Genomic DNA, 16484 nt, shown 5'->3' with positions numbered 1-16484 from the left:
TTGGCTCTGTTTAAATTTTATTTCAAAGCGGCTACTAGCTCATCTATACTTACAGTTTCTTGTGAGCCTTCTACCATATTTTTGAGCGTGTATTGTTTTGCTTCCATCTCTTCTTTTCCTGCAAGTACTAAAAACGGAATATTACGTCGGTTTGCGTAGGTCATTTGCTTTTTCATTTGCTTATTGCTCGTCACGGCATCTGGATATAACTCGGCTGAGATTCCTGATTGGCGTAGCTTGCTTATCGCTTTCATTGCATAACCCGCTTCTTGATCACCAAAGTTTACAAAAAACACTTTTACACCTTCTGTCGTCTCTTCTGGAAATAAGCCTAGCTCTTCTATCACGAGGTAAATACGATCTAGACCAAAAGAGATCCCAACGCCACTCATATCTTTAAGCCCAAAAATACCTGTAAGATCTGCATAGCGACCACCGCCACCTATACTTCCCATTTTTACACCTTCTGGAGCACTTACTTCAAAAATAGCTCCCGTGTAATAATTGAGTCCGCGGGCTAGGGTTACGTCTAGTTGTAATGTTGCTGTTTGTAAACCTAAGTTCTCAATGGCGTCATTGATAAATAGCAGTTCGTTAATTCCTTCCATTCCCGTCTCAGAATCTGCAAGCAAGGTTTTAAGTGTTGCTAGCTGATCACCAAACGTTCCAGATAATGTAAACAACGGTGCTACCTTATCTATCGCCTCTTGAGTAATGCCTTTGGCAAGCATTTCTTTAGTCACGCCCTCTTCTCCTATTTTATCAAGCTTATCTAGCGCTACGGTAAAATCTATGAGTTTATCACTTGCGCCTATCACCTCTGCAATACCTGAGAGAACCTTGCGGTTGTTCATCTTGATAGTCACTCCTTCTAACTTTAATGCGCTAAAAACAGCATCGTATAACTGTACAAACTCTACTTCTTGCCATAGAGAATCACTTCCTACCACATCTGCATCACACTGATAGAATTCGCGGAAACGTCCTTTCTGTGGGCGGTCTGCTCTCCATACAGGTTGCATCTGGAAACGCTTAAACGGGAATACTATATCATTCTGATGTTGTACTACGTATCTCGCAAAAGGCACGGTAAGATCGTAACGAAGTGCTTTTTCTGAGATATATCCTCCTAGATGAGTTTCTTTTAAATTAAAATAATAATTTCCATAAATAACTAGAGTTAGGTCGGTTAGGACTTCATTATTCGCATTTTTTAAAATCTCTAGCTTATCTTCTTTAATTATAGTTGATTTAATAAAATACCATAAATCGTTCGTTAGCCTCGTAAAATTGGTTTTGCCTTCTTCTAATTTTATTTCTCTAGAAGATTTAATGATTTGAGGTAAAACTTTTGTGAAATACTCTTCGAAATTTTCGAGTTGTAAATCACCCTCCGAGTTCCTTAAAAATTTTTGGAAATCGAACAATGCTTTTTTTATTAGCTCAATAAGAGAGGTGTTGAAACTTTTCAAATAGTCTCCACTATTAAGAATCTTAAATATCAAGCGGTCACCTTCTTCTCCATACTTACCCATCAATGTGCTGCTGTTTTCAAAACTAGGCGTCTCGATAGGCTGAAAACCAAAACGCTGAAACTGCGTGCGTATGGTGTTCATAATATAGCTGCGCTTTGCAACTTCTTCTGGTGAAAAATCTCTGGTTCCTTTAGGTATAGAAGGTTTTGTACTCATATTATATGTTAGACGTTAATCCTTTACGTTTTTATTTTGGTAATCTGGCAATTGATTCTTTTAGAATATCACCTTAAATTTTAATTATGCTAGAGGTAATTACTCTTGCTTCCATTTTCATGACTCTCTCATCAAAGAAATAGATTTTTAGAGATAAGTATCTGTTTTACACTTTCGCGAAAACGTGATAAACACTCACCAAAAGCTATTTGATATAAATAATTACCGAGGTGTTGTTTACAGAAAAATTACTGTAAGCTCAATAGCAACGGTAGCAAACGGCATTGCACAAATATCTTAAAAAATGAGGGGTTGCGAGCAAGATTTTGAAACTTTGACAAGACTTCTTATTTCATTCTCTTTTACTCATGTGAGTCGCTACGCAAAAACAATGCTCTATAGCCCCGATTGTAGTGTAAATCCCGCAAGCAATGGCGTGGCCATGCTGAGGAATTGCAACGGAAAGCGGGAGGAAACGCTAGCAAATACACAGAACTTAATACGCTCCTAAAAGCTAAAACAAAAAAGAATCTAGAAATAATGGTAACGTTTTGACCACTTGATAGTCTTATTGTAAATTGTTCCAACCAATTCTGATCTAAAAATATGTTTTCACTCTTCCGCGAGAATCTTCGTATTGCCTTTGATAGTATCAAAAGTCAGCTTCTTAGAACTGTCTTAACCGTTTTTATTATTGCGATAGGAATTACGGCTTTAGTAGGTATACTTAGCCTTGTAAAGGCGCTTGAGAATACAATAAGCTCAGATTTTGCAAGTATGGGAAGTAATACATTTAACTTACAACGTTATGAGTTTACCTCTAGGCGCTCTGATGAAAAGCAAGTCATAAACCCGATTATAGGCTATCGTCAAGTAAAGGAATTTACAGAACAATACAATTATCCTACTGCGCTTACGGCTATCTCTTTTCAAGGAACACGAAGTGCTGAGGTGAAGTATGAAAATGATAAAACAGATCCAGAAGCAAGCGTAGTTGGTGTTAATGAGAACTTTTTAAACAACTCTGGGCTCAAGCTAGAAAAAGGAAGAAACTTCACTTCTTTTGACGTAGACAATAATACCCGAGTGTGTATACTAGGAAGTGATTTTTATAAAAATATCTTTAAGAATGATAACCCTATAGGAAAAACGATAAGTATACGGGGTACTAAATTTAACGTGATTGGGATGCTTGAGGAAAAGGGTGCCACCTTTGGGAATAATCAAGATTTACGAGTACTTATCCCGATACAAGTAGCAAGAACCATGTTTACACAAGCTAATATCAATTACAATGTGAGTGTAATGGTAGAAGATGCCGAGTATATAGATAGTGCTGAGGAAGAAGCGATCTTAACCTTTAGAAACATACGCGGTCTCTCCCCTGTAGAAGAAAATAACTTTGGTATAGGACGTAGTGATGACCTGATTAATCAGATTAGTGAGATTACTGGTGTATTAGGTGTTGCAGCCTGGGTAATTAGTATTATCACCATTTTTGGTTCATGTATTGCCCTTATGAATATTATGCTAGTTTCTGTAACAGAGCGTACACGTGAGATAGGTGTAAGGAAAGCGCTAGGCGCAAAAAAATCTGTAATTGCTGCACAATTTCTTTATGAAGCGATTATCGTAGGGCAACTAGGCGGACTTCTAGGAATCATACTTGGTATAAGTATAGGAGCACTAATAGCCTCTGTTGCCGGTTTTGTATTTACAACTCCCTGGGGAGCAATCATTGCGGCTACTATTATCACTTTTGTGATTGCAATTCTATCTGGATTATTTCCTGCTATAAAAGCTGCTAAACTCGATCCAGTAGAGTCATTGCGCTATGAGTAGTGCGTAGTAATTATCTAGATAATTTTATTCTTACAATCTGCAATTATTTATCAAAAGGCTATATTCGTATGACCTAACGATTCATGTATGCAACCCATTCATATTTTATTTCTCATTGGAGGATACTTCGGTATCTTAATGCTTATAAGTTTCCTTACAAGTAGAGGAGATTCTAACACAGATTTTTTTAAAGCAGGAAAGCAATCCCCTTGGTACCTTGTCGCTTTTGGGATGATAGGTGCCTCACTATCTGGAGTTACCTTTATTTCTGTACCTGGATGGATTGAAGCTTCTAATTTTAGTTATTTTCAAGTCGTACTTGGGTACACTGTGGGTTATGCTGTGATAAGTCTTGTATTACTACCACTATACTATAAACTAAACCTTACCTCCATTTATACTTATCTTGAAGGAAGATTTGGTATGTACTCTTATAAAACGGGAGCTTCTTTTTTCTTATTAAGCAGAATTATAGGCGCGAGTTTTAGACTATACTTAGTAGCAAACGTATTGCAATTACTTGTTTTTGATGAGATGGGTGTTCCGTTTTTTGTAACCGTAACGATTACTATACTTCTAATTTGGCTATACACCTTTAAAGCAGGTATCAAAACAATTGTATGGACAGATACCTTACAGACACTCTTTATGCTCATCGCGGTAGGTGTTGCTATTTACTTTGTAAGTGACGAGATGGGATTGAATGCTAGTGCCGTAGTGAACCTGATCTCTGAAAGTGACATGAGTCAGATTTTCTTTTTTGACGATTGGAAAAGCGGCGACTTCTTTGTAAAGCAATTCTTATCTGGGGCTTTCATTTCTATTGTAATGACAGGACTTGATCAAGATATGATGCAAAAAAATCTTACCTGTAGAAACCTAGGAGACGCACAAAAAAATATGTTCTGGTTTACCATCGTGCTTACTATTGTAAATCTCGTTTTTCTTGCTTTAGGTTTACTACTTACAGTATATGCTTCTCAAAATGGCATCGATGCACATAAAGATGAACTCTTTCCTACTATTGCCGTAAATAGCGGTTTAGGAATAGGGCTTGCAATTGTTTTCTTACTAGGACTAATTGCTGCAGCATATTCTAGTGCAGACAGCGCCCTTACATCACTTACTACTTCTTTTAGTATAGACATATTAGAGATTGAAAAGAAATACGACGCCATCAAACAAGTTGCCATACGCAAGCGCATACACATCGCTATGTCTATAGTGCTTATACTTGTAATCATCATATTTAAATATGTAATTGCAGATGCTACGGTAATTGCAAAACTCTTCACCTTTGCCGGATATACTTACGGTCCGCTATTAGGACTTTATGCCTTCGGCTTATTTACAAAGTGGAATGTAAACGACAAGTATGTCCCTGTCGTTGCGATAGCTTCGCCTATTCTAGCCTACTTTATAAGCGCTTTTGCTTCAACGGTTGGGTTTGAATTTGGCTTCTTTATTTTGATCTTGAATGGTGCCTTAACGTTCTTAGGACTGCTTATTATTAAAAAATAATAGGTACGCTTTCGCGAAAGCGTGATTAAAAAAAGCCTAGTCTCAATATTGACCAGTAGCGAGCATTACAAGGGTACAAGCAGATTCTGTGAGAATACCTTTTGATTGTAATTTGGCAGCAAATAAAGGATTATCTGTTCCTGGATTAAAAATCACACGCCTCGGGTTGAGGTCTATGATAAAATCATAATACTCCTCTTGACGCTGTGGATTCAGATATAAAGTTACCGTGTCTGTATCTTCTTTGAAGGTGTTTAATTGTGCCACTGCAGTGTCAAATGTTACAATATCTGTAGTGCCTACTCTTCCTTCTCTCAACCCTACGGCAATTACCGGAATGTCTAGAGCGTCTAAACGTATAATAGCGCTGTGCGAATATCTCTGAGGCTTCAATGAAGCGCCTATAACCATGGTTGCTTTTAACATAAGGTAAAGTTAAATAATAATTATGGTGTAACGTTAACTCAATTAAACCGTCTATAGAATAAGTTAACTTATTTGTTAGGAACGTTTTTAATTCGTTTTGATGGTTAGTGTTTATTAAAAACGATACCTAGCAAAGAAATCCCGAGAACTCGAGTCTCGGGATTTTATTTTTGGACATTATTCAGGCCAAATGAGCCTTCCGAGGTTAAAAAATTGTTAATTCAATCCTTGTCTTGAAACTTTGCTCACTTTTTCTCGTCTATGTGTATATACTGTAGTCTCAATACTGGAACTAACATTTGGTTTTATAAATTATTTGAATTAGCCTTTAAAATATTTTAAACCTGTTTTCTAAAGAGTCTATTAGGTTTTAAAAGGTTTTTGCTAGCGCAGAAACCTTTTTTTTATGCTTGCTATTTTCTATAAACACTAGGTAAGCTCCATTTCTTTACTACTGCAAGTGTTCTTATAAGAATAGTAATACTGCCTGCAATAAGCATCGCATATACTTTAGGTAAGCCAGAAGTTTCAAGTGACAAATAAATACTTCCTCCTAGTATACATACGGTTGCATATATCTCCTTATGAAAAATCACAGGAATTTCATTACATAATATATCGCGTAGCACACCTCCAAAACAGGCAGAAATAGTACCTAGCACAATACATATTACAGGATGCAGCCCTGCCGCACTTGCTATTTGAGCTCCTGCAATGGTGTATAAAGCAATACCTATCGTATCAAACAAGAATAGAGAACGCCTCACATACTTAAGCTGACTTCTAAAAATAATAGCGATGATTGTTGCTATAAATATCACATAAACAAACGTCATATTTAGCATCCAGCTTACAGGCGTTTTACCTATAAGTATATCTCTTAGGGTACCACCACCTACAGAGGTGACAAGCGCAATAATAAGAATCCCAAAAACATCCATTTTTTTACGCATAGCCGTAAGCGCACCAGATATTGCAAAGGAGATAGTACCTAGAATATCAATAATTGTAGTAATCTCCATTATTGCTGTGTGTAGTAATTATAATCTGCGAGGACGCGCTCTACAAATTGAATATTATTCTCGTCTGGAGTAGTTACATCCATTTTCTCCCTGAGTCTATCTGCTAGTTTTACAATAACATTGTGATTACCATTACGCTTAGCATTTAAGAATAGCGTCTTAATAAGCTGCACATCTTTGTCATTAAATACCGTTACTTGAGGATAGGTAGGTATATAATCTACAGGAATATCTACTATGAGACTATCAGAAAGACGCACGCGTTTCTTTTCTGTTATTACGGTAGTTCCAGCTGCCATATCTCCTAAGCGCTGTCCTTTCTCACTTATTAAGATACTTACAACGGCAATTCCTCCAGAGGAACCCGCGATATCAATAATGCGCATAATCCATCGCACAAAATAGCTTCCAAAACCTGGTTTTGAACCATCTAGTTTTACCACTCTTAGTTTCATTGCTGCTTTCCCTGGTGTTTTACCATCCCAAAATGTTTCAAAAAGAATAAAATATAAGAAAATGGGCAATCCTAATACCATATAGTACACCCATATATCACCCATAGACTGCGAGTCTAAACCAAATTGCGCAATCAAAAACAAAGAAAGAATCCAATAAGCTATCAAAATCAATCCATCAATTAGATATGCAAGAATGCGATCGCCTATGCTCGCAACATTCTGATAAATACTTACATTTTGAGCGGTTTCTATTTGAAAGTTATCCATATATTCTTTTTCTTTACCTCTATAACATAGGGTATATGCGTGAGGCTGCTTTTGTCAAGCAAAATAAGGATAAATGGTTAACATTTGAAAGTGTTCTGGTCAACAAAGATCAGATTCATCCAGATGAGCTATCTAATCTTTACATGGAAGTGACAGATCACCTTAGTTATGCACAAACATTTTATCCTCAAAGTAAGACGCTAGAGTATTTAAATCACCTCGCCTCTCAGTCTCATCAAATCATTTATAAGACAAAGCGGGAGTCAAGCAAGCGCTTTATAACATTCTTTACCGAGGAGTTCCCACTTATTATGTATCGCTACCAGCGACAATTGCTTATAGCTTTCTTAACTTTTTTACTGTTTAGTATTATAGGTGCTTACAGCGCTGCAAATGATGGCTCTTTTGTAAGGGGCATTATGGGTGATGGTTATGTCAATATGACTCTTAGTAATATTGAGAAAGGCGACCCAATGGGTGTTTATAAAAAACAAGGAGAGCTCAATATGTTTTTAGGAATTACCATTAACAATATAAAAGTTGCGTTGATGGCTTTTGTCTACGGGATCTTCTTAACTATAGGCTCTTTATATATCATTATGCGCAACGCTATCATGCTGGGCAGTTTTCAATACTTCTTTTTTGAGCAAGGCGTAGGTTGGGAATCTGTGCGTACTATATGGATACATGGTACTATAGAAATCTCAGTCATAATCATAGCAGGATGCGCAGGCATGGTGCTAGGTAATTCTATTTTATTTCCTCAAACATACACACGCCTAGAATCTTTTAAAAGAGGAATGAAAAATGGTCTCAAAATCGTTGTAAGCACCATACCTCTTTTTGTAATAGCAGGCTTTCTAGAAGGGTTTGTAACACGACACACAGAAATGCCAGACTGGCTTGCTATAGTAATTATTGCTAGCTCCCTCGCTTTAATCATATTTTATTACGTGTACTACCCTATTAAAAAACATAAAGAAGAAGCTGCTAGACTAGCGCTTGTTCCTAATCTTGAAAATCTATAATTAATGACCTTAACTAAACTAGTGGAATTTAGAAAACAGCGTGAACTTGGCCAGATAATAAGTGATACATTCACCTTTTTACGCCGTAATGCAAAACCACTTCTTAGTGTACTTGTGCGCACGTGTGCTATCCCTTTTATTCTCCTCATAGTTGCTGTAGGATTCTATACCAACGCTACGGCAGGCGCAAACTTCTTAACAAGTTTTGGTGACGGATCAGATATGAGTAGTTTCTTTATATCGGTTGTATGTCTTGCCATTGTAGGTATTATTTACAACTCAATGCTTTATGGAAGTGTTTCTGAATATATTAAAGCATACATCGCTGGAGGTGACATTCCAGACACTACTGCAGTGGTAGATACCATTAAATCCAAGACTGGCACTTTTTTAGGATTAGGTTTTACAAACTTATTAATTGTGCTAGTAGTAGCGTTAGTTCCAGTTGTATTAGGTGGCGCCATATTTGCTACGGGATCTGAGGCGGTAGGTGTCTTGGTTGTCATACTAGCTATCTTTCCATTACTTTATGTGTATGTAAAGCTAAGTGTCATCTTTCCTGCACTTATAGACAAGAAACTTAGCATAAAGGAAGCTATAAAAGAAAGTTCAAGCTTGATTAAAAATGAATGGTGGATGACGTTTATAACACTTATCATCATTGGTTTTTTAATAGGTGTAATAGGTTTTGTTTTTCAAGTTCCCGTGGTTATTTATACGCTTATTAAGACCATAACTAGTGTACAATCTGGTTCTATGGGTGATCCAGCAGCACTTTTTGATAACGTTTATCTTGTGTTGCAGGTTCTTGCATCTGCAATGAACTATATCTTATACACTATACTCGCTATCTCTACAAACTTCATTTATTTTAACCTTAACGAGCGTAAAAATCAAACGGGAAGTCTTGGTCAGATAAACAATATAGGCAGCACTAATGCATAAACTGTGGTTGCTATGTATGCTGTTTCTATGTTCGCTTTGCGCGAAAGCTACCGCTATACAAAAAACTCAAGAAGAAACTACTACTGAGGAAATCGTTGAAGAGAAAGTAATCTATCCCGAAAACACCTATCATGATCCTCGTGGTATTGTTTCTTATGATGAGGGAACAGTAATACCGCTTCCCATCTCTGAAAATAGTCTTGATGAGTACAAACAAGACGACGAATTTAATTATAGAGAAGCGACTCCAGAAGATACCTGGTGGTCACGTTTCAAAAGAAAAATTGATGACTTATATAACGCTTTCATACGCTGGCTTACTGGTGGTAACGAAGCAACAGGTGTCTGGGCAGTCATAGTAGAACTACTACCCTACTTATTAATTGTAGGTTTACTAGTATTCTTTGTATGGCTATTTATGAAAATAGATAGCGGTTCCTTATTAATGGAAAAAATAAAAGCTCCTGAAACGTTACTCTCAGATGATGAGGAGCTCATACAGAGACAAGACCTTGACCAATTAATAGAACAGGCTATTGCTGCTGGTAATTACAGACTAGCTGTCCGTTTTTATTATCTACGTGTACTTCAGAAAATGAGTGAGCACGATCTTATAGATTGGCAAGTACAGAAAACAAATCATGACTATTTATTCGAAATAGAAGACCTAAACTTAAGAAACCAGTTCAGAAAAGTGACAGATATTTACGACTATATCTGGTATGGTAATTTTGAGGTCGATGAGACCGCTTTCGCGAAAGCAAAAACATCTTTCACCCAAATAAATAATCAGCTATGAGCAATAAATTTAAAGTAATTGCCGGTGTGCTGCTACTTGCTCTTGCACTCGTTATTTATATGGAGTCAAGTACTAAGGAAGATATAAACTGGTATCCTAGCTATACGAAGACAGATAAAATTCCATACGGAACGTATGTGTTACACGATCTACTAGAAAACAACTGGCAAAAGGATAAGTTTAAGGAAGTGCGCATACCTCCTTATGAGTTTATGTCAGATAGTACAGATGCACGTGGTACTTACTTATTTGTAAATGATTACATCCTTTTTAGTGAAGATGAATCACTCAAACTGTTATCGTGGGTTAGTGAGGGTAACACGCTATTTATTGCAGCAAGAGGTATTGGAGAGACGATACTAGATACCTTATCACTAGAAACTGATCTATATTATGATTATGATAATTTTGAGCGCAAGCCGCTTGTAAATCTCGTAAACCCAAGCTTACGTAGAGAAACTCCTTATTATCATGACGTAGAGACCACCGCTGGTTTTTTTGAAGAGGTCGACACTATAAATACCCTTGCTTTAGGGGAGTTTGGCCTCATGGTTGACAAAGACACCATAACCGTCGCAGAGCCTAGAATAAATTTTATAAAACAAGATTTTGGCAAAGGTGAGATTATCATCCATCTTATGCCTGAGACATTTACTAACTATTTTATACTGAGAGAGGATAACTATACGTATACAAAAAATGTACTCTCCTATCTAGATCAGAATGAAGTCCTTTACTGGGATAATCACTATAAAAACGGTAAAACCATTTATACGAGTCCGCTGTATATATTCTTTCAGAATAGATATTTGAAGTGGGCTTATTACATCTTGCTCATAGGTGCCTTTTTGTGGGTAGTTTTTGAAGGAAGACGCAAGCAGCGAGCTATCCCAATCATAAAACCACTACCTAACCAGACGCTCACATTTACAAAGACTATTGCGGGAATGTATCTTGACAAGAAAGATCACAAGAGCATCGTAAGCCATCAAATAAGTCATTTTCTAGAATTTATACGCAGTAATTATGCTCTAGACACTAATGTAATAAGTGAAGGTTTTATCAATAAGCTAGCATCTAAAAGTGGCAACACACTAGAGCAAACTAAATTACTGATTAATTATATGGTGGCTCTAAGAGCTAAACAGATCATAAATCAGGAAGAATTATTAGAACTTAATAAACGCATAGAAGCATTTAAAAATCAAAAATAATGGACGATATCACACCACAAGATCCAGAAAATACAACAGATGGAATCACTAATGCTACTCCTACTCCATCGCAAGATGTAAATCAAGCAGATGAAGGAATCGCGTTTACTAATAGAATCCCATTAGAAGAACTACGCAATGCTGCCGAAGCAATACGAGCAGAGCTTGGTAAAATTATTATTGGGCAACACGAATTTATAGAGCTCCTCATTGTTGCTTTACTTTCTGATGGTCACGTACTCATAGAAGGAGTTCCTGGTATTGCAAAAACAGTAACGGCAAAGTTATTTGCAAGGACTCTAGACACACAGTTTGGACGTATACAGTTTACACCGGATTTGATGCCAAGTGACGTATTAGGAACTTCGATTCTTAATATGAAAACTAGCGAATTCGAATTCAAGAAAGGTCCTATATTTTCAAACATCGTCCTTATTGATGAGATTAACCGTGCACCTGCTAAAACACAAGCTGCACTTTTTGAATCTATGGAAGAACGCCAGATTACTATAGATGGCACAAAATATACCATGGAACCTCCTTTTATGGTGCTTGCAACTCAAAACCCAGTAGAGCAAGAAGGAACATACGCACTTCCAGAAGCACAACTAGACCGTTTTCTATTTAAGATTAAAGTAGATTACCCTACGCTAGAACAAGAAGTTGCTATACTGCAGAGTCATCACGATCGTAAAGGTGGCGCTCCACAAAAAGGTATTGAAGCCGTACTTAATCCAGCTAAGCTTGCAGATTTTAGAAAGCAAACACAAGAGGTGCTTATAGAAGAAAAGATTTTAAATTATGTCGCAGAGATTGTTGTAAAATCTAGAACGCACCCACATTTATACCTTGGAGGTTCTCCTCGTGCATCACTAGCAATCATGAATGCTTCAAAAGCATTTGCTGCCATTGCAGGTAGAGACTTTGTGATTCCAGAAGATGTAAAACGTGCAGTCATACCAGTAATGCGTCACCGTTTAATACTCTCTCCGGAGCGTGAAATGGAAGGAATGACCACAGAACAAGTTATCGATATGATTGTTCAATCTGTAGAAATACCAAGATAATATTGGCTATTATAAGATTTATAAAAAGTTTTTTTGTTCACCAGCGCCTGTTTTATGCGCTGGGAGTTATCGGTGTGCTTTATTTGATTTCCTACTGGTTTCATAGCCTGTTTGGAATTACTAATATCTTATTGCTTTTACTGGTGCTCGCATTTTTTGTGGATGCCTTAGTTCTTTTTCGCGCAAGCGGAAAAATAAAAGGTGTGAGAGAGCTACCAGAAAAATTCTCAAACAGTGATGCAAACGAGCTTCCTGTCACCCTCGAGAATAAATATCCATTTGCAGTAACACTTGATATCATTGATGAAATACCAGAGCAGTTTCAAAAACGTGATTTTAGTAAAGTAATTGAGATCCCAGCACGAGAAACAAGATCATTTGTATATTCCTTGCGTCCTACAGAGCGTGGTGAGTACACCTTTGGGCATCTCAATGTGTATGTGAGTACGAAGCTTAAACTTGTAAAACGTCGCTACCGCTTTGAGAAAGATCAGATGGTAAAGGTGTACCCATCTTTTATCCAGATGAAAAAGTATGCATTTCTTGCCCTAGATAATAGACTTACTATGCACGGCATGAAAAAAATACGCCGCCTGGGACACACGATGGAGTTTGAGCAAATTAAAGATTACGTCCCTGGTGATGATGCACGTACCGTTAACTGGAAAGCAACTGCGAAACGTGCAAGCCTGATGGTAAATCAGTTTCAAGATGAGAAGTCACAACCTGTATATGCACTCATAGATGCTAGCCGTGTGATGAAGATGCCTTTTAAAGGCCTGACGCTATTAGATTATGCGATTAACAGTACGCTGGCATTTTCTAATATTGCTTTAAAGAAAAAAGACAAAGTAGGCATGCTCACCTTTGCAGAGACTATTAAAAATCACCTTCCTGCGAGTAGTAAGAAAACACACTTACAGACCATTTTAGAGGTGCTTTACAATATTGACACTAAGTTTTTGGACAGTGATTATGGTGCGTTGTACAACCAAGTAAAACGTAAAATCACACAGCGCAGCTTACTACTATTGTACACAAATTTTGAGCACATAACTGCGCTTGAAAGACAGTTGCCTTATTTAAAAGCGCTTTCGCGAAAACATGTCTTGGTGGTTATCTTTTTCCAAAACACAGAACTCGATCAGCTTATTGCAGCACCTGCCGAAACACTTCCCGAGGTGTATCATAAAACGATTGCCCAAAAAGCAGATCTTGATAAAAAAGTAATGGTTGCTCGACTTGAACAATACGGTATTCAAACCATATTAACCAAGCCAGATGATCTCACGGTAAGTACTATTAATAAATATCTAGAAATTAAAGCAAGAGGCCTATTATAATCTGTCGATTTTTGCATTAGAATTCGGATAGACGAAGTCTTCTATATATATTTGTCCCTTAACTAAAATCACAACAAATGTCGTTGTCACCACTTCAAGCCATCTCACCTATTGATGGTCGTTACGCCTCAAAAACAGAAACTTTAGTTCCTTTCTTTTCTGAAGCCGCACTTATCAAATACAGAGTAAAAGTAGAAGTAGAATATTTTATCGCCTTGTGTGAGCTACCACTTCCGCAACTTGAAGGTGTAGATAAAAGTGTTTTTACCGCTTTGCGCGAAATTTACCAAGACTTCACTACAGAAGATGCACAAGCAATAAAAGACATAGAGAAAGTAACAAACCACGATGTAAAAGCGGTTGAATACTTTATCAAAGAAAAATTTGATGCACTTGACCTTGCATCTTACAAGGAGTTTATCCACTTTGGATTAACGTCTCAAGACATTAATAATACTGCGATCCCGATGTCCCTTAAAGACGCGATGAATCAAGTATATATTCCAGAACTATTGGAGGTTGTAGATCACCTGAAGCAGCTTGTAGACGAGTGGGCAAACATTCCTTTATTAGCTCGTACACACGGACAGCCAGCTTCTCCTACTCGTTTAGGAAAAGAGATTGAGGTTTTTGTAGTTCGTATAGAGGAGCAACTTAATTTATTAAATGATATTCCTAGTGCTGCAAAGTTTGGTGGTGCTACAGGAAACTTCAACGCACATAAAGTAGCATACCCATCTATAGATTGGAGAGCATTTGGTAAGTCATTTGTACATGATACGCTTAAAATGCACCACTCCTTCCCTACTACACAAATAGAGCACTATGATCACATGGCTGCATTATTTGATGGATTAAAGCGTATAAATACAATTTTAATAGATCTTGATCGTGATTTCTGGACCTATGTATCGATGGATTACTTCAAGCAGAAAATTAAAGCTGGAGAAGTAGGTTCTAGTGCAATGCCACATAAAGTAAATCCTATTGATTTTGAAAACAGTGAAGGAAACTTAGGTATTGCAAACGCTATTTTTGAGCACCTTTCTGCAAAGCTTCCTATCTCAAGATTACAAAGAGATCTTACGGATAGCACGGTATTAAGAAACATAGGTGTTCCATTAGGACATACATTAATAGGATTACGATCTACCGTAAAAGGATTGAACAAATTATTAATAAATGAAGAAAAAATCGCTGCCGACTTAGAGAATAACTGGGCTGTAGTAGCAGAGGCTATCCAGACTATTCTAAGAAGAGAAGGATATCCTAATCCTTATGAAGCGCTTAAAGCACTTACTAGAGTAAATAGTAAAATCACAAAAAAGTCTATGGCTGAGTTTGTAGATACACTTGAGGTAAGCACGGCAATTAAGAAAGAATTAAAAGCAATTACTCCTCAAAATTATACAGGGATATAGTAGTTCGCTTTCGCGAAAGCGTTATAAAATTACAAAAGGGATAAGCACAATGCTTATCCCTTTTTTTTTTGATGTATTAGGAAGATCTCAACTATACTATAAACCAAAGTATTGTAGAGACAATAAGTCCTACGATTGCAATGAGTGAAGTCATGACTGTCCATGACTTAAATGTATCTTTTTCTGTTAGACCTAGGTATTGCTTTACAAGCCAGAAACCACTGTCATTTACATGAGAAAATATACTAGCACCTGAAGCTATTGCAATTACCAATACTGCGAGCTGTGGCGCGCTAGTTTCTGTTAGTCCTAACAACGGAGCTGTTATTCCAGCGGCGGTAATCATAGCCACCGTTGCACTTCCTTGCAATACTCTTACAATAGCCGCAACAAGGAAGCCGAAAACCACAGGAGGAAAAAAATCACCGCTCAAACTTTCTGCAATCATTGTTCCTGCGCCAGTATCTATTAGTATTTGTTTAAAAGCTCCACCGGCACCGGTTAATAAAATAATAACTCCTGCAGGATAGAGAGATTTTGTAGAAATATCAAGAAGTTCGTCTTTAGTAAATCCTTTTTTGATTCCTAAGAAATACCACGCAACAACATTTGCAATGATAAGTGCAACAAATGGATGACCTAATAAATCTGCTCCAAAAATCAGCCAACTAGGTAAAGTTCCTTCCTCAAATAGCGGACTGTTTAACACGGTATTGCACACTATTAAGAAAATAGGAATTGCGATTATTAAGAGAATTGTTCCGGCACTTGGTGCATTTGCTGGCACTTCCATTTCTGTCACCATATCTTCTGGAGATGTGATATGCATCTTTTTTGATAAATATCGTGCAAGCAATGGCCCAGCAATAACAGCCGCAGGTAATCCAGCTAAAAATCCAAATATTATGACATAGCCAAGATCGGCTCCTAAAATTTCGGCTACAGCAATAGGTCCTGGTGTGGGTGGTATAAAAGTATGCGTGATTGCTAGACCCGCAAGCAGCGGAATAGCATAGAGCAGTAAGGATTTTCCCGTTTTCTTCTGTAATGCGTAAACGATAGGTATTAAAATGATAAATGCTACATCAAAAAATACGGGAATAGCCACAAAAAATCCAGTGAGCATGATTGCCCAAGGAGATTTATCTATCCCAAACTTTTTTAATAAGGATTCTGCTAGTCGCTGTGCTCCACCTGATCGTTCTAAAATAGCGCCAAATAAAGCTCCGAGCCCCACTACCGTTGCTACAAAACCTAAGGTCCCTCCCATTCCATTCTTTACAGAATCGAGAATAGATTTCGGTTCCATACCAGCAATTACACCTACAACAATACAAGTAATAAGCAGTGCTAGAAATGCCTGAATTTTGAGCCTAAGGATTAAAAAAAGTAAGACCGAAATCCCAACAATTACTGCCAGAAGTAGTTGATAATCCATAA

At 37.3% G+C, this 16484-nt stretch carries 14 protein-coding genes; 9 read left to right on the top strand and 5 right to left on the bottom strand.

Annotation, left to right across the window (positions count from 1 at the left end):
• Positions 1–17: 17 nt before the first annotated feature.
• Positions 18–1691, bottom strand: a complete 1674-nt coding sequence (gene hisS / locus KRODI_RS12550; protein WP_013751985.1) for a histidine--tRNA ligase — start codon at positions 1689–1691, stop codon at positions 18–20.
• Positions 1692–2297: 606 nt separating this feature from the next.
• Between hisS and KRODI_RS12545 the strand changes: the two genes are divergently transcribed.
• Together KRODI_RS12545 and KRODI_RS12540 are read left to right on the top strand one after the other, a co-directional pair.
• Positions 2298–3533 (top strand): ABC transporter permease, encoded by a 1236-nt coding sequence (locus KRODI_RS12545; protein WP_013751984.1) that lies wholly within the window; start codon positions 2298–2300, stop codon positions 3531–3533.
• 87 nt (positions 3534–3620) lie between these two features.
• Positions 3621–5054: a sodium:solute symporter gene (locus tag KRODI_RS12540; protein ID WP_013751983.1), complete on the top strand. Its 1434-nt coding sequence runs from the start codon at positions 3621–3623 to the stop codon at positions 5052–5054.
• A gap of 42 nt (positions 5055–5096) precedes the next feature.
• Here KRODI_RS12540 and KRODI_RS12535 read toward each other — a convergent pair whose 3' ends face one another.
• The 3 genes from KRODI_RS12535 to KRODI_RS12525 form a co-directional block, all read right to left on the bottom strand.
• On the bottom strand, positions 5097–5480 hold the full coding sequence (locus KRODI_RS12535; protein WP_041295703.1) for a CoA-binding protein: 384 nt from the start codon (positions 5478–5480) through the stop codon (positions 5097–5099).
• 413 nt (positions 5481–5893) lie between these two features.
• Positions 5894–6502: a trimeric intracellular cation channel family protein gene (locus tag KRODI_RS12530; RefSeq protein WP_013751981.1), complete on the bottom strand. Its 609-nt coding sequence runs from the start codon at positions 6500–6502 to the stop codon at positions 5894–5896.
• Positions 6502–7227 (bottom strand): RDD family protein, encoded by a 726-nt coding sequence (locus KRODI_RS12525; RefSeq protein WP_013751980.1) that lies wholly within the window; start codon positions 7225–7227, stop codon positions 6502–6504. The genes KRODI_RS12530 and KRODI_RS12525 overlap by 1 nt, the downstream gene beginning before the upstream one ends.
• A 35-nt stretch (positions 7228–7262) precedes the next feature.
• On the opposite strand from KRODI_RS12525, the gene KRODI_RS12520 reads away from it, so the two are divergent.
• The 7 genes from KRODI_RS12520 (at position 7263) to purB (ending at position 15044) form a co-directional block, all read left to right on the top strand.
• Positions 7263–8255, top strand: a complete 993-nt coding sequence (locus KRODI_RS12520; protein WP_013751979.1) for a stage II sporulation protein M — start codon at positions 7263–7265, stop codon at positions 8253–8255.
• A gap of 3 nt (positions 8256–8258) precedes the next feature.
• A complete protein-coding gene (locus KRODI_RS12515) occupies positions 8259–9200 on the top strand; it encodes a hypothetical protein (protein ID WP_013751978.1) in 942 nt (313 codons plus the stop codon).
• A gap of 16 nt (positions 9201–9216) precedes the next feature.
• The gene (locus KRODI_RS12510; RefSeq protein ID WP_158307012.1) at positions 9217–9999 is read left to right on the top strand and encodes a DUF4129 domain-containing protein; all 783 of its coding nucleotides are present in this window, start codon (positions 9217–9219) and stop codon (positions 9997–9999) included.
• Entirely contained in the window at positions 9996–11213 is a 1218-nt protein-coding gene (locus tag KRODI_RS12505; RefSeq protein ID WP_013751976.1) for a DUF4350 domain-containing protein, read from the top strand. The genes KRODI_RS12510 and KRODI_RS12505 overlap by 4 nt, the downstream gene beginning before the upstream one ends.
• The gene (locus KRODI_RS12500) at positions 11213–12280 is read left to right on the top strand and encodes an AAA family ATPase (RefSeq protein ID WP_013751975.1); all 1068 of its coding nucleotides are present in this window, start codon (positions 11213–11215) and stop codon (positions 12278–12280) included. Before KRODI_RS12505 ends, KRODI_RS12500 begins: the two co-directional genes overlap by 1 nt.
• Before the next feature lie 8 nt (positions 12281–12288).
• A complete protein-coding gene (locus tag KRODI_RS12495) occupies positions 12289–13623 on the top strand; it encodes a DUF58 domain-containing protein (RefSeq protein ID WP_041295925.1) in 1335 nt (444 codons plus the stop codon).
• A gap of 77 nt (positions 13624–13700) precedes the next feature.
• Positions 13701–15044, top strand: coding sequence for an adenylosuccinate lyase (gene purB, locus KRODI_RS12490; RefSeq protein ID WP_013751973.1), 1344 nt, complete (start codon positions 13701–13703; stop codon positions 15042–15044).
• Positions 15045–15135: 91 nt separating this feature from the next.
• On the opposite strand, the gene KRODI_RS12485 is transcribed toward purB, so the two are convergent.
• On the bottom strand, positions 15136–16482 hold the full coding sequence (locus KRODI_RS12485) for a GntP family permease (RefSeq protein WP_013751972.1): 1347 nt from the start codon (positions 16480–16482) through the stop codon (positions 15136–15138).
• Positions 16483–16484: the final 2 nt, after the last annotated feature.

The sequence above is a fragment of the Dokdonia sp. 4H-3-7-5 genome (assembly GCF_000212355.1).
Taxonomy (GTDB): domain Bacteria; phylum Bacteroidota; class Bacteroidia; order Flavobacteriales; family Flavobacteriaceae; genus Dokdonia.
Note: the sequence above shows the minus strand (reverse complement) of the source record. Positions and strands in the feature narration are given on the sequence as shown.